We start from the raw sequence: 15,450 nt of genomic DNA, 5'->3' as shown, positions 1-15,450 counted from the left end.
TCTGTGCCTCAGTGTCTCTGTGGCAATGAATAAGACTACGAGAGGATTCTTAATTTTGTTCCCTAAAACTTGTTCCTGTCAAACTTCACTTCCACCGCCCGGCCCTCGTCGTTGTACATGATGAAGATGTTCTTGAATCCCTGCTTTTCGGCTTCGGCCTTGGTCAGTTTATTGGGCACCAGGGCCGCCAGCCCGGCCAGGTCGGATTCCAGTTCACCGTTCCTGGCTTTCAGTCTTTCCAGGTCCTGCGACTGCTGGGTGATGAACATGAACTCCAGCACCGCCGCCCAGGCCAGCAGTACTGCGGCCGCAAGAAAGGCCAGCTTGAACTTATCGGAGAACAGGTTTTGGAACATAAGTACACCCTTTGCTTTCTAACTATTTTACCGCAAAGACGCGAAGCATGCACTGAGCAATACCGAAGTGAACGCTAAGTTTTATTTATAGGGGCCTTGGATGTTTCGTGCCTTGGTGTCTTTGTGGTTTAACGAACCCCGGTCTACTCGCTCTCCTCGTCCCCTACCTTCAGCACCGCCAAAAACGCCTCCTGCGGGATCTCCACGTTGCCCACCTGCTTCATCCGCTTCTTGCCCTCCTTCTGCTTCTCCAACAGCTTCCGCTTGCGGCTGATGTCGCCGCCGTAGCACTTGGCGATCACGTTCTTGCGGTAGGGCTTGACGCTCTCCCGGGCGATGATCCGGCTGCCGATGGCCGCCTGGATGGCCACCTCGTACTGCTGGCGGGGGATGATCTTGCGCAGCTTGACCGCCAGCCGCTTGCCCCATTCCTGGGCATGGTCCTTGTGGATGATGGCCGACAGAGCATCCAGCGGGTCGCCGTTGATCAGGATGTCCAGCTTCACCAGGTCGGACTGCCGGTACTCCAGGAACTCGTAATCCAGAGAGGCGTAGCCCTTGGACAGGCTCTTCAGCTTGTCGTAGAAGTCGAAGATGATCTCGGACAGCGGGAACTGGTAGAACAACAGGGCCCGGGTGGGATCCAGGTATTCCAGCTTCTGGTAGATGCCCCGCCGGTCCTGCCCCAGCTTCATGATGTTGCCGATGAACTCGGCCGGCACCACTATCTCGGCGTTGACGAACGGCTCCTCGATCTTCTCCACCTTGACCTCGTTGGGCAGGTCGGAGGGGTTGTCTATCACCAGCACCTGGCCGTCGGTCTGGATCACCCGGTATTCCACGTTGGGCACGGTGTTGATCAGCGACAGGTTATATTCCCGCTCCAGCCGCTCCTGGACGATCTCCATGTGGAGCATGCCCAAAAACCCGCAACGGAAACCGAAGCCCAAAGCGCTGGAGGTCTCGGGCTGGTAATGCAAAGCGGAATCGTTCAGGACCAGTTTTTCCAAAGCCACCCGCAGGTCGGGATACTGCTGGTTCTCGGTGGGATACAGCCCGGCGTAGACCATGGGCTTCACCTGCTTGTAGCCCGGCAGGGCCTCCGGGGCCGGGTTCCGGGCGTCGGTGACGGTGTCGCCCACCCGGGCTTCGGAGACGGTCTTGATCCCGCCCACCACGTAGCCCACCTCGCCCTGTTCCAGCGAAGATTTTGGGTGCATACCCATTCCCAAAGTGCCCACCTCGGTGACCTCGAATTCCTTCTGGTTGGAGAAAAGCCTGATCCTCATCCCCTTCTCCAGCCGGCCGTCCACGATCCGGATGTAGGGCACCGCGCCCCGGTAGACGTCGAATATGCAGTCGAAGATCAGGGCCTTCAGCGGGGCCTGTCCGTCGCCTTTGGGGGCCGGCACCCGGACGATGACCTCCTCCAGCAGTTCCTGAATCCCCAGGCCCGTCTTGGCGCTGGCCAGAATTATCTCGGAAGGATCGCAGCCCAACAGCTCCACGATCTGCGAACGGCATCTTTCCACCTCGGCCGAGGGCAGGTCCACCTTGTTGATCACCGGGATGATGGTCAGGTCGTGGTTGACTGCCTGGTAAAGGTTGGCCACGGTCTGGGCCTCCACCCCCTGGGTGGCGTCAACGACTAAGATGGCGCCCTCGCAGGCGGCTAAAGACCGGGAAACCTCGTAGCCGAAGTCCACGTGGCCCGGTGTGTCTATCAGGTTGAAGACGTATTCCTGGCCGGACCGAGCCTTGTAGTTCATCCGGATGGGGTGCATCTTGATGGTGATGCCCCTCTCCCGCTCCAGGTCCATGCTGTCCAGCACCTGCTCCTGCATGTCCTTCTTCATGATGGTGCCGGTGACCTCCAGCAGACGGTCGGCCAGGGTGGATTTCCCGTGGTCTATATGGGCGATGATGCAGAAATTACGGATGTGATCCTGTGACAATTAAACCAGCTCCTTTTATGATGTCTTAAAACTTATGACTAATTTATATCATACTGTATAGTGGCTGCTGGATAGTGTATGCGGTAGTCAGTAGTCAGTATCCAGTAGTCACTATTTTCTTTGCGCATAGTTTCCCGCCGCCCCGATAAATCTTTCAAACAACCTCAGCTGCTCCGGCTGTTTTTCCGTTATCCGCTCCGGGTGCCACTGCACACCAAGCATGAATCCTTGATCCCCGCAGGACTCGGCCGCCTCTATCACCCCGTCCGGGGCCCAGGCCACCGCTTTGAGTTTGGAGGAAACATCCTTTATCGCCTGGTGATGGACGCTGTTGACCGAGACCGAGGTGGTCCCCAGGATGGAGGCCAGACAGCTTTCGGCCGCGATGCTGATCGCATGCACCGGCAGGTCCGGGGTCTTCTCCCGCTGGTGGTCAAAGTCCGTGCCCTGTTCGTCGTTAATGTCCTGGTAAAGCGAACCGCCCAGGGCCACGTTCATCATCTGCATTCCCCGGCAGATGCCCAGCATCGGCATCTTCCTTTGGGCAGCCAGTTTGATGATGGCCAGCTCGAACTCGTCCCGCAAAGGATTGAAGAATTTTGCCTTGGGATGGTTCTCCGCTCCAAGATGTTTGGCTTCTATGTCACCGCCGCCGATCAGCAGAAGTCCGTCCACCAATGATAGCGCCTCCTCGCACCGCTCCGGGATCGAAGGCAGAAGGATGGGGTAACCCCCGGCCGCCGTGATACACCGGACATAGGGCCCGGTCAGGATGTGGTGATAGCTGGTTTGGTCCGGGCTGCGCAGGGCGGTCATCCCTATGATCGGGAATTTGATATCTTTGCTCATAACCAATACCGGAGTTTGGGTTAGCTTTATAGTTCAACCTATTATAATATCACAAATATGCCCGTTTGTGCAATATGAAATACTGTTTTCAAGGCTTTGTTAACACACTCAGGATATCCGGTGCGGCATGCCGCCGGGAAACAGAAAAGACGCAGTGAATACTGCGTCTTTTCTCCTGTAACAGGTCCGCACGGACCATCGGCCGTCACTCGACCAGCACCAGCCGCTTGGTGAACCACTCCCGGCCCAGTTGGGCGCGGACAATGTATATTCCGTTGGACAGCGTTCCCTGTTTTCCCCAGTTAAACTGATAACTGCCGGCCGCCTTCGTTCCCTCCTCCAGCACCCCGACTTGCTGACCCAGCAGATTATAGGCTTTGATCGAGACCTTGCCCGGTTCGGCTATGGTATATTTGATCCTGGCCTGGGAACCCTGTATTTGCACGGAAAAGTCTGTTTTCAAGGCTTCCTTGGGCTCTCCGTTGATCCCGGCTGGTACAATGTAGTCAATGGTGATATCATTCAATACCGGACCCTGGTAAAGTTCATTGGCCGTGGCCGTATATTGATACTGTATGTATTTCGACGGCGAAGCCTTACCCGGCAGTCCCGATTTGGCAACCTGGGACCAGGAGCTCCAGCTCCCATCATCGGGATCGGCTGTGTTACCGGTTCTTAAAGAAACCTGGGCACTGGCCCCGGCTGGCATTTGCTCGTTCCAGGAACAAGATCCCCATTCTTTGGTATCAACCTCGTTCCCGAAAACCGATGAAAAGTAGGTTTCAATTTTGCTTCTATCGCACAAATTGCCTGCATTCTTCGTTGACATGCTCCCGTAACTGCAACTCAGTGACGTCCGATTGCTTGTAGAGAAACCATCTGTGCCGTTAAAGTAAATGAATGAATTAGTTTGTCCAGTGAAGACGATATCCGGGTACTGCCCGCCGCCAGGAGTGCCGTTGTTGGCTACTTTTCCTATCATTACTCCGGTGCAAGCAAATACCGGCAATTCTGTACGATTAGTGGCTTGATATCCGGATGACGACCCCCAATATATATAAGACGAAACATTCCATGTTGTACCGCTTCGCCAGTTCGCAAAGACCACATCCGGCCATTGGTCAAGATTGAGGTCTCCAATTGAAACAGAAATCGCCCCCAGCGTGGGAAGTTCAGTGATCCGCGTTGAAGAAAAATGTCCGGTGGAATCTCCCCAATATATCACCGAATTGCACTCATATTGATAATTGGGGTCCGAACCGTCGCGGTGGTTAGAAAATACAATATCCAGGTAGCCATCTTTATTGAGATCGCATACGGCATTGCCGTAACCGGCCTTGGTCGGTAATGAATCCTTACGGTTATCACTGTATCCGCTTGAATCGCCCCAGAAGATATAAGAGTTTATACAAACATCGTCTATGCCACTGATCGTATTACTGATTACAATGTCCAAATACCCGTCCCTGTTCAGGTCCGATACCGAACAACCCGTGGCACCGTGGGTTTGCAGTTCCGTCCGGTTAGAACTGCTGTACCCAGATGCACCTCCCCAGTAAATATATGAAGGGACATCATGTGCATAATTCTTTCCATAATTGGTGAAAATGATATCTAGGTAGTGATCGCCATCAAGATCGGCAACATAATTGTAATGTGATCCTTGAACAGGCAGGGAATCTGTGTTGGTCTCGGTATAACCCTGGTCGCTGCCCCAGTATATCCTGCCATATTGAGATCCTGAACGGTCATAACTGCTAAATACTATATCCCAATATCCGTCATTATTCAGGTCAGCCACACTGTTTCCGGTCGCGCCGTGTGTGTAAATGGCAGTACGTTGGCTTATTGTATAGCCGGAGTCGGTGCCCCAGTAAATATACGACGGCACATCAAAATCGTCTCCCCATAGAGTATCCTGCATGTTGCTGATGATAATGTCGGGATTTCCGTCCTCATTCAAGTCGTAAATTGCGTCTTGGTGCACTTTCAATATTCCTGAATGATCTGCAATCACATTGACGTTGAATACACCGTCGGCAAAATCGGTCTGGGTGGTCTCGACCCACTGCCCGGCGGAAACCGGTTGCACAAATAAAGCAAGCCCGGCCAGTAATACTAACATTTTTTTTGCTGACATGGCGGTCTCCTTTAAAAAATAAATAAAATTATCTTGTCAGATTTTTCCTGGCCTTGTAAATCAACTGCTCAACGAAGTTCCACAATCATACCCCCTCATATTATATTATTGTACATCTAATATTTTAAAAGTCAAGAGAAATATTAATATATTTCATCCTTCACGATTATTGTGTCAAAGTAATTGATGAGATGGTTGGGGAGGATCACAGATAAAAACAAAGTGTCCGTTTGAAAATGTTTGACAACCGGACGATATTTTGATATCATTCATATATCCATATAGCTATATAAGCATATTGAAACGGAACATATGAAGAACTTGGTAAAAGTGTTCAAGGCCCTGGGGGACCAGAACCGGATCCGGATACTGAAGATGCTGCAGGAGAAGCCCATGAGCGTGAACGGGCTGACCTCGGTGCTGGGCATTTCCCAGCCCTGCGTCTCCCGGCACCTCCACCAGCTCAAGAACGCCGGGCTGGTTGAGGATAAACGGGACGCTCTGTGGGTTAACTACCGTCTTTCCTCGGCGGCCGCCAACGAGTATGTGCCGATCCTGCTGAAGCACATCACCCAGTGGGCCAACCAGGACAGCATGGTCAGCGATGACCATAAAAAAATGAAAAAAGCGGACCGCCGAAAGATAAAGAGATCGCGGTGACCGCCGGGCTGGGAACCAGCCCCCGGCGGTAGTTTCCCTTGCCCCGTTTCACTTGACATAATGCATTTATTTAAGGTAAAATGATAATCTTACCATAAGATTATTAAACAATTAACAATATCCACAAGGAGACCCTCATGGCCAAGTACAAGATAGCCTGGCTGCCGGGAGACGGCATCGGAATCGAAGTTATGGAAGCCGCCAAGATAGTGCTGGACGCGGTCAAGTTCGACGCTGAATACACCCACGGGGACATTGGCTGGGAATTCTGGTGCAAGGAGGGCGAGGCCTTCCCCCAGCGGACCATAGATCTTTTGGGCAAGGTTGACGCCGCCATGTTCGGCGCTATCACCTCCAAGCCGGTCAAGGCCGCCGAGAAGGAACTGGTGCCGGAGCTTCAGGGCAAGGGCATGGTCTACCGCTCGCCGATAGTGCGGATGCGCCAGCTGTTCGACCTGTACACCTGCTTAAGACCCTGCAAAGCCTACCCCGGAAACCCCCTGAATTTCAAGAATGAGATAGACCTGACCGTTTTCCGGGAAAACACCGAAGGGCTGTATTCGGGCGTCGAGTTCAATCCCATGAACCAGGAATTGAAGGACGTGCTGACCAAGGTCTCCAAGCCCTTCGCCGCCTTCAAGGACGTGCCGCTGGACCAGTACGCCATCACCTGCAAGATAAATACGAAAAAAGGCTCGGAACGGATAATCCGGGCGGCCTTCGAGTACGCCAAGAAGTACGGCAAGAAAAAGGTGACCATCGTCCACAAGGCCAACGTGGTGCGGGCCACCGAGGGCCTGTTCCTGGAGATCGGCAAGGAAGTGGCCAAGGACTACCCCGGCATCCAGTGCGACGATGCCAACGTGGACGCCATCTGCATGTGGCTTTTAAAGAACCCCATGAACTACTCGGTGCTGGTGGCCACCAACCTGTTCGGTGATATCATCAGCGACCTCTGCGCCCAGATGGTGGGCGGCCTGGGCTTTGGCTGCTCCGGCAACATCGGCGACAAGCTGGCGGTTTTCGAGCCCACCCACGGCTCGGCCCCAAAATACGCCGGCATGTACAAGACCAATCCCATCGCCACCATTTTGGCCGCTAAGATGATGCTGACCTGGCTGGGCGAGACCGAGAAGGCCGACAAGATCGAGGCCGCGGTGGCTGCGGTGATCAAGGAGGGCAAGGCCCGGACCTACGACATGGGCGGCGATACCAAGACCCTGGAAATGGGCCAGGCCGTCGCCGGGAAATTATAACGATCCTATAGGGGCGATTCACGAATCGCCCCTACAATTGAATTGCCCCGACAGTAAATAGTAAGGACAGGTTTGAAACCTGTCCCAACAATAATAAGAATCAATATGCCAGAAATCTTCATTCACGAGGTAGGCCTGCGGGACGGTTTTCAGATAGAAAAGAAGACCGTCCCCACCGGGCAGAAGATCCAGTGGATCGATGCCCTGATGGATTCCGGAGTGGACATCATCCAGGTGGGATCTTTCGTCCACCAGGAAAAAGTGCCCCAGATGGCCGACACCGACGACCTGTTCGCCCATTACGCCAAGAACGGCAAGAAGAATCCCAAAACCATTCTCTCCGGCCTGGTGCTTAACGAAAAGGGTTTTGAGCGCGGGATGGCCTGCGGGGTGGAGATGTTCTGCATGGGGGTTTCGGCCAGCGAGACCCACAGCCAGAAGAACACCGGGATGACACCTGAGAAGGCCATGGGCCAGATCCTGTCCATGGCCAAAAAGGCACAGGATGCGGGCAAGAAGGTCCAGGCCTCTGTCCAGTCGGCCTTCGGCTGCGGCTTCGACGGCCCGATACCGGAGGACAAGGTGCTGGCCATGGTCAAAAAGTATCTGGAGGCCGGCATAAAGAACATCAGCCTGGCCGACACCGCCGGCCACGCCGACCCCCAGCAGGTCATCAGATTGTTCGGAGCAATCAAGAAACTAGACCCCAAGGTCGAGCTGGCCTGCCACTTCCACAACACCTACGGGCTGGGGATGGCCAACATCTTCGCCGCCATGCAGGCCGGGGTCACCTACATCGAGACCGCCTTCGGCGGGCTGGGCGGCTGCCCCTTCACCAAGGTGGCGGCCGGCAACGTGGCCACCGAGGACTTCGTCCACGCGCTGCAGCGGGAGGGCCGGCGGACCGACATTGACCTCTTCAGGCTGCTGGAGATATCAAAAGAGGTTCAGGATTTCCTGGGCCGTGAGCTTCCGGGTTCCATCCTCAAATCGGGACCATTAATCAAACCGAGGCCGAAAAAAATGATGCAGAACATCCGGGTGCTGGATATGACCAACGTCCTGTCCGGGCCCTTTTCCACCATGCACCTGGCCCTGCTGGGGGCCGAGGTGATCAAGATCGAGAACCCCGAGGGCGGCGACCTGGCCCGCAAGCTGGGGGCGGTCCCGGCCCTGAATCAGAAGCTGATGGGCACCTCCTTTCTGGCCCAGAACGCCAACAAGAAATCCATCACCTTAAATCTGAAGGCCGAGGAGGCCAAGGAGATCTTCCGCAAACTGCTGAAGACCGCCGACGTGGTGGTGGAGAATTTCCGTCCCGGCGTGATGGACCGGCTGGGCTTCTCCTACGCCGAGATCAGGAAGATCAACCCCAAGATAGTCTACTGCGCCATCTCCGGGTTCGGCCAGGCCGGTCCCGACGCCTTTAAGCCGGCCTACGACCAGATCATCCAGGGCCTGTCGGGCGAGATGGACGTCAACGGCGACGAGCGGCTGCACCCGCTTCGGGCCGGCTTCCCGGTCTGCGACACCGTGGGCGGCCTCAACGCCGCCTTCGCCATCATGGCCGCCCTGTATTACCGGGAGAAGACCGGCGAGGGCCAGTTCATCGACATCGCCTTATTGGATTCCATCATGCCGCTGATGGGCTGGGTGGCCGCCAATCTGCTGATCGGCGGCCAGCAGCCGGTGGTGATGGGCAACGACAACTTCACCGCCGCCCCCTCGGGCACCTTCGTCACCAAGGACGGCTACATCAACATCGCGGCCAACCAGCAAAAGCAGTGGGAGGACCTGGCCAATGTGCTGGGCGTGCCGGAGCTCTTGACCGATCCCCGTTTCCAGGAGCGGGACACCCGCAAGAAGAACCGCAAGCAGTTGACCCCGCTGCTGGAGGATAAACTGAAGACCCAGACCACCGAGCACTGGGTAGAGGTTCTCAACGCCAAGGGCGTACCCTCGGGCGACATCTACACTCTGGAGAAGGCGCTCAACGCCGAGCAGGTCAAGTACCGCAAAACCATCGAGATCATCAAGGACCCGGACCTGGGCGAGCTGAAGCTGTTCAACCTGTCGGCCAAGTTCTCGGCCACCCCGGCCAGCATCGACGCCCCGCCCCCAACTTTGGGCCAGCACCAGAACGAGATCCTGACCCAGCTGGGTTACACCGAGGAAGAGATCAAGGCCATGAAGGACAAAGCGGCAATTTAATTAATGACGGATTGAAGATTATAATGATTGACGGAACTCACGACATCCCCGGGACCCAACCAGACCAACCGGTGAACCGGACGACCATCTACTGCGAACCCGTTACACATTTGGGCCGGAAATGGATCAAGCTGGACATCGCTGATGAGATCCCGGTGGCCGAGATCAAAACAAGGCTGCCCAGCCTGCACTGGCGGGCCGGATCCCATGAGGGGCTGATGCCCTGGCGGGAGAACTGGCTGGCCCATTTGCAGGCCAAGCTGAACGGCCTGGCCGAAGTCAGCGACGCGCCCCAGCCCGGCCGGCGGACCAAACGGAGCGCTGACGGCCCCCGGACGGACGGGCGGAAAAGAAGGCGTTCATCGTCCCAAAGCCCGGCCCTGCCGCCGGAATACCTAGAACATCTCCGCCAGCGCAATTACAGCGAGGCCACCATCCGGGTCTATGTGTCTCATTTTAACCTGTTGCTGGCCCATACCGGCCACCGGCCGCCCCGGGAACTGGGCCCGGCGGAGATAAAGGCTTACCTGGAATACCTGAGCGGAGAGAAGGGCGTTTCCGGAAGCTATAGGAACCAGGCCATGAGCGCCATCAAGTTTTACTTTGAGCAGGTGCTGACCCCGGCGCGGGAGATCTAAGATTAGCCACAGAGACACAGAGGCACAAAGAGTATTATAATATAATCTGCGTAATAGTTCTGCCATCGCCCGCTACGCCGTCTGCGGATAAAATATTTCATCATAAACGGTAATATAAGGAGAGCCCGAATGGGAATGACAATGGTCCAAAAGATCCTGGCCAAGGCCACCGGCCAGGCATCAGTCAAGGTGAACGACGTGGTCGAGCCCAAGGTCAGCCTGGCCATGTCCCACGAGAACGGCGCGCTGGTGATCAACCAGTTCTCGGACATCTACCAGGGCACCGGGATCGAGGCCAAAGTGTGGGATCCTTCCCGCATCGCCATCATTTTTGACCACCGGGTGCCGGCCGAGAGCTCCAAGACCGCCGGGAACCAGAAGAAGATCCGCGAGTTCGTGGCCAAGCAGGGCATCACCAAATTCCACGACATCCGGGGCGACGAGGGCGGGATCTGCCACCAGATACTGCCCGAGAACGGCTACGTGCTTCCGGGTTCGGTCCTGGTGGGCACCGACAGCCACACCACGTCACACGGGTCGCTGGGAGCCTTCTCCTTCGGCATCGGGGCCACCGAAATGGCAGCGGTCTGGGCGCTGGGAAAGATCCTTAATGTGGAAGTGCCGGGGACCATCAAGGTGGTGGTCAACGGAACGCTTCCCAAATACGTCGAGCCCAAGGACATAATTTTGAACCTGATCGGCAAACTGTCCGCCGAGGGCGCCAATTTCAAGGTGATCGAGTTCCACGGCGAGACCATCAAGAAGATGTCCACCTCCGGCCGCCTGGTGCTGTGCAACATGACGGTGGAGGCCGGCGCCACCGGCGGCATCGTTCCGCCGGACGCCGAGACCGTGCGCTACCTGAAACAGGAAGCCGGGGTCAAGAATATACCCGAATTGTTCGGGCCGGATGCCGATGCGGTCTACGAACAGGTGGTGGAGATCGACGCCTCCAAGCTGGAACCCCAGATCGCCTTCCCCCACACCGTGGACAACGTCAAGCCGGTGGGCGCCGCCCTCGGCATCAAGATCCAGCAGATCGTGATCGGCTCCTGCACCAACGGCCGTCTGGACGACCTGGCCATCGCGGCCGGGATACTGAAAGGCAAGAAAGTGGCCCGCAGCGTCCGGATGCTGGTGTTCCCGGCTTCCACCAGGATCTATCAGCAGGCCCTGAAGAAGGGCTATGTGGAGACCTTCATGCAGTCCGGCGCGGTGGTGATGAACTCCGGCTGCGGCCCCTGCCTGGGAGTGCACCAGGGCGCTTTGGCCGACGGCGACAAGGCTTTGGCCACCACCAACCGTAACTTCAAGGGACGGATGGGCAATCCCAACTCCGAGGTTTACCTCTGCTCGGCGGCCACCGCCGCGGCTTCGGCTATCACAGGGGAGATCACCGACCCCCGCACGGTAGTGGGCACCCTTCGACAAGCTCAGGGTGCGAAACCGAAAAAGGCTAAAGCAAAGAAAATAGTTGCTGTCAAGAAGTCCGTGAAAAAAGCCGCCCCTCGACAAGCTCGGGGTATCACCAAAAAAGGGAGGAAATAATCATGGGTAAAGTCGTATTGAAATTAGGCTCCGATATCTCCACCGATATCATCTATCCCGGCCGATTCATGGCCACGGTGCTCCCCACCGAGACCCCCCAGTTCGCCTTCGTGGACGATGTGGAGTTCAACAAAAAGCTCAAGGCCAAGCAGATTGAGCCCGGCAGCTTCATCGTGGCCGACAAGAACTTCGGCTGCGGCTCCTCCCGGGAACAGGCCGCCTCCTGCCTGGTGGGTTGGGGCCTGAAGGTGATCGCCAAGAATTTCTCCCGGATATTTTTGCAGAACTCCATCAACGTCGGGCTGTACATGGTGATCTGCCCCGGCATCGAGGCCGGCGAGGGCGACGAACTGGAGATCGAGAACGGCAAGGTGGTCAACAAGACCACCGGCAAGAGCTTTGACATCGTCCCCCTGCCCAAAGCCCGCCAGGCCATCATCGATGCCGGAGGGCTGATACCTTATACCAAGAAGATGATCATGGACGGTAAAAAATAGGACAGCTTTCCCACTAAAAGGCACTAAAAGTCGCGAAAACATTTTGGCAATTTAAAGCCCCCCGCCGGACACTGAGCTTAACCGAAGTGTGGCGGGGGGCTTTCTGATGTGCGTTCAGTTATTTCTTGACAAGCGTTTTAATACGAGGTAAACTTTGAATTGTGATGAGTCCCTACTTTAATAAACGTTACCGCTACAGACCTGTGATGGCCTGGCTGTCAGCCGGAGAATCCCAGGGAAAGCGGTTCTTTCCCGTGGCATTGATGAGAGCCAAGGGGAAGATGCTGCAGCATATAGGCCGGTGGCAGGAAGCCGACATTGCCTTCCGGAAATGCCTGGAATGGGCGGAACAGACCGGCAAAGAATTGGAAAAGGCGGAATCCTCCCTGAACATAGCTTCGCTGATGATCATAAGAGGCGACATGGAAGAAGCCCAGTCCAGGCTGGAGCAGGTTTCTGAGGTGTTTGTCCGGACCAAGCAACCGGTGCTTCTGATCAAGGCGCTGACCGACCTGGGTAATATCTGCATCAAACGCGCTGACCATCAAAATGCCTGGGCCAATTTTCAGCGTTGCCTGGACATTTCCGGGGAGACCGGACTGCCCAGCGACCTGATGAAAGCGTACAACGGCCTGGGGCACACCTGCCTTGTCCGGGGAGACCTTAAACAAGCTGAGGAATATTTCGGAAAAGAATTGGCTTTGGCCGAACAACACCAGGAACTGTATTACCTTGACCTCGCCACCAGTAATCTGGCATTGGTCTTTCAAAATCAGGGCCACTGGGAGAAGTCCCTTGATTACCATAGAAAGAGCATAGAAATAGCCGCTCTCTGCGGCAATCAGCGAAGCGTGGCCCAAGGCTATGTCAATCGCGGAACGGCCTACATAAACCGTTCCCGGTTTAAAGAGGCTGAAGATAATTACCGGAAGGCTTTGTTAATTTACCGCCGGTTGGGCGACCGGCCGGGAGAAGCCATGGCCCTTTGCAACCTGGGGATCGTTGACGGCGACCGTGAAAATTACCTCAGCGGTTTAAGGCATCTTCACCAAAGCCTTAAAATCAACCGCCGTCTGGGGCTGACCAGAATGGAGGCCGTAACCCTTGGTGGAATTGGACAGATATTTCTACAACGGGGCAAATATAAGCTGGCCCGCAAATATTTAGAACAGAAACTGGACATCAGTAAGCGTTACGGTTTAAAAAAATCAGCGGTTTATACCGAACTCAAACTTGGAATCATCCTGAACGACACAAAGCGGCATCAGGAAGCCCTGTCACTGCTGGAGGAAAGCCTGGCCCAAGTCTCCAAAATGGGAGACATAGAACTGGCAGCTTCCCTGTCGGAAGAAATGGCAAAAGCTTTTAAGCGTTTGGGCGATCATGATAAAGCCGTAAAAATGATCGAAGAGGCCATCGCCTCCAGCCAAGGAATCAATGCCGGAGACCTTTTGGGGCCGCAGTTGTTTCTGCGGGGCGAGCTTCATCTCCAAGCCGGGCAAAAGGACTTGGCCGCAGTTTGTTTTCACCGGGCTTTGGGTCTCACGCTGAAGAACAACCAACCTTTGCTGGTCTGGCGCTGCCGTTTGCACCTGGCCATGGCCGAATCGAAAACCAGTGAAGACGGGATCAAGGAGCTGGCCAGTTTATTTGACCAGGCCGGAACCGACCGGGAAAAGGCCTACGCCGGCTACCATCTGTGTTTTGCCGGTGCAGCCAGGAAATACCGGGAACAAACCAAAGACTTGCTTGATAAGCTCCACAAAGGAGCTCCCACCTACGAATATACTAAGATGATCGGCGATATTTCAGCCCTTTAAGAATGACCCAGTTAATGGTAAAAGCCCCCGCCGGACACTGCGCTTGGTCGAAGTGCGGCGGGGGCTTTACTTTCGTTCAGCCTTTTCCAGGCCATTCTTTTCCGGTCACAACGTTGCCTGATTGGAACCTGCTGTGGCCGTATCATGGTGTAAAAGTTCCTTCACTTTATCCTCCAGCTCATTGACATTTTTTATCAGTGCTTTTGACAGGAACCCCGCCTGTAGTTCGGCCGGAATGTTCTGCATCAGCTGATCTATGAAGAACCTGGCTTTTTTCAAATATTCCTCCGCCAGACTGGCATCGTTCTTGTCAAAACCGATCCGGGCCAGCAGGGTGTAGGCTTCCAGAGCGATTTCCTGGGATGACAGGTCCTGTTCATCGTCGGTAATTATCGGCTGGGACACCGTTTGCTCCAGAAGATAAAAAGCATCATCCCTCCGATCCGGCTCCTGCTCCGCCATTTGGTACCAGACCTTGGCCCTGATGATCTGATGCCATTGGGAGGACAGTCTGCCTGTTTGCTCATAGATAGCAATGGCCTGATCCACTTGTTTTAAAGCCTGGTCCACTTTTCCCACAATACCGTATAATAAAGCCATATTGGCCATGATGCCGGCCTCCCGCACCTTGCTTTTTACCGACATGGCTTTCACCAAAGCCCGCCGGTACAGAGCCTCGGCCCTGGTATAGTCCTTCCATTCCACATGTAACCTGGCCATGCCGGCCAGGGCAAAGGAATCGCCCAGGGAGTTGTCAATGCGGCTGTTGATCTCCAGATAGCGGTTGAAATATAATTCCGCTTTTTGGAAGTTCCCCAGGTTCTGATAGATCTCTCCCAGGTTATTGCAGCCGATGCCGACTGTCAGCAGATCCTCCTGCTTTTCTGCAATCTCTATTGATTTTAGCTGGTAGTCTATGGCCTGGGCATAATTGCCAAGGGTGCGGTAGATCCCGCACAGATTCCCGTAGACCGCCCCCAGCTTGTCGGTAAAGTTATACAGCTCCAGGATCTCGGTTTCCTTTTTGTAATGCTCTATCGCCGTCTTGTTGTCCCCGCGGGCCCCGGCTAGCAGTGCCTGCAAATGAAAGAGGCAGGCCCGGGCCTTGTTGGTATCGTTGTCATGCTGCTGCTCCCTTTTTTCAATAACCGCTTTGGCTCCTTCGGTGTAACTGTCCGCCCGCTCCAGATATCCCTGCCGCCAGAAGGTCCAGGCAATGTTGCGGTAAACATAAAACAACTCCAGCGAATCCGGACGGTGCAGCAGCCGGCCCATGGCGTTCTCCAGCTGGATCACCGCCAGTTCATAGTCCCCCTTTTTTATATGATATTCTCCCAGCCTGGAGAACAACGACGCTTCCTGCTCTTCATTGCCGGTAAAGCCTTTGGCCCTGGTCAGAACTTCCACCGCCAGGTCCACCCAGTTCATGGCGCTTAGCTTTTCAGCTATTTTGAAAGCGTCCTCATATTTTCCTGTCCTGTTTTCATCAATTATCATGATGGTATTCCCGCAATTATATT

The 15,450-nt window shown here is 55.2% G+C and carries 12 protein-coding genes; 7 read left to right on the top strand and 5 right to left on the bottom strand.

Going from position 1 to position 15,450, the window contains the following annotated elements; all coding sequences use genetic code 11:
- Window positions 1–62 precede the first annotated feature (62 nt).
- The 4 genes from HZA73_05675 to HZA73_05660 form a co-directional block, all read right to left on the bottom strand.
- Window positions 63–356, bottom strand: a complete 294-nt coding sequence (locus HZA73_05675; protein MBI5805516.1) for a hypothetical protein — start codon at window positions 354–356, stop codon at window positions 63–65.
- Window positions 357–499: 143 nt separating this feature from the next.
- On the bottom strand, window positions 500–2,311 hold the full coding sequence (gene lepA, locus HZA73_05670) for an elongation factor 4 (protein MBI5805515.1): 1,812 nt from the start codon (window positions 2,309–2,311) through the stop codon (window positions 500–502).
- A gap of 111 nt (window positions 2,312–2,422) precedes the next feature.
- Window positions 2,423–3,160 carry a gamma-glutamyl-gamma-aminobutyrate hydrolase family protein gene (locus HZA73_05665; GenBank protein ID MBI5805514.1) on the bottom strand — a complete coding sequence of 246 codons (738 nt, stop codon included), beginning with the start codon at window positions 3,158–3,160 and terminating at the stop codon, window positions 2,423–2,425.
- Between the two features lie 205 nt (window positions 3,161–3,365).
- Window positions 3,366–5,300: a VCBS repeat-containing protein gene (locus HZA73_05660; protein ID MBI5805513.1), complete on the bottom strand. Its 1,935-nt coding sequence runs from the start codon at window positions 5,298–5,300 to the stop codon at window positions 3,366–3,368.
- A gap of 312 nt (window positions 5,301–5,612) precedes the next feature.
- Between HZA73_05660 and HZA73_05655 the strand changes: the two genes are divergently transcribed.
- From HZA73_05655 to HZA73_05625, 7 genes are all read left to right on the top strand, one after another.
- On the top strand, window positions 5,613–5,960 hold the full coding sequence (locus HZA73_05655) for a winged helix-turn-helix transcriptional regulator (GenBank protein MBI5805512.1): 348 nt from the start codon (window positions 5,613–5,615) through the stop codon (window positions 5,958–5,960).
- 137 nt (window positions 5,961–6,097) lie between these two features.
- Complete coding sequence (locus HZA73_05650) at window positions 6,098–7,216, top strand: isocitrate/isopropylmalate dehydrogenase family protein (protein ID MBI5805511.1); 1,119 nt, start codon at window positions 6,098–6,100, stop codon at window positions 7,214–7,216.
- A 105-nt stretch (window positions 7,217–7,321) separates the two neighbouring features.
- Window positions 7,322–9,427, top strand: coding sequence for a hydroxymethylglutaryl-CoA lyase (locus HZA73_05645; GenBank protein ID MBI5805510.1), 2,106 nt, complete (start codon window positions 7,322–7,324; stop codon window positions 9,425–9,427).
- Window positions 9,428–9,450: 23 nt separating this feature from the next.
- Window positions 9,451–10,065, top strand: a complete 615-nt coding sequence (locus HZA73_05640) for a phage integrase N-terminal SAM-like domain-containing protein (protein MBI5805509.1) — start codon at window positions 9,451–9,453, stop codon at window positions 10,063–10,065.
- 129 nt (window positions 10,066–10,194) lie between these two features.
- Window positions 10,195–11,613 carry a 3-isopropylmalate dehydratase large subunit gene (locus tag HZA73_05635; GenBank protein MBI5805508.1) on the top strand — a complete coding sequence of 473 codons (1,419 nt, stop codon included), beginning with the start codon at window positions 10,195–10,197 and terminating at the stop codon, window positions 11,611–11,613.
- Between the two features lie 2 nt (window positions 11,614–11,615).
- On the top strand, window positions 11,616–12,110 hold the full coding sequence (gene leuD / locus HZA73_05630) for a 3-isopropylmalate dehydratase small subunit (GenBank protein MBI5805507.1): 495 nt from the start codon (window positions 11,616–11,618) through the stop codon (window positions 12,108–12,110).
- 164 nt (window positions 12,111–12,274) lie between these two features.
- Window positions 12,275–13,930, top strand: a complete 1,656-nt coding sequence (locus HZA73_05625; GenBank protein ID MBI5805506.1) for a tetratricopeptide repeat protein — start codon at window positions 12,275–12,277, stop codon at window positions 13,928–13,930.
- Between the two features lie 105 nt (window positions 13,931–14,035).
- On the opposite strand, the gene HZA73_05620 is transcribed toward HZA73_05625, so the two are convergent.
- The gene (locus tag HZA73_05620) at window positions 14,036–15,427 is read right to left on the bottom strand and encodes a tetratricopeptide repeat protein (GenBank protein MBI5805505.1); all 1,392 of its coding nucleotides are present in this window, start codon (window positions 15,425–15,427) and stop codon (window positions 14,036–14,038) included.
- Window positions 15,428–15,450: the final 23 nt, after the last annotated feature.

The organism is candidate division TA06 bacterium (assembly GCA_016235665.1).
Taxonomy (GTDB): Bacteria; Edwardsbacteria; AC1; order AC1; family EtOH8; genus UBA5202.
This window is presented reverse-complemented; position numbering and strand designations above follow the sequence as displayed.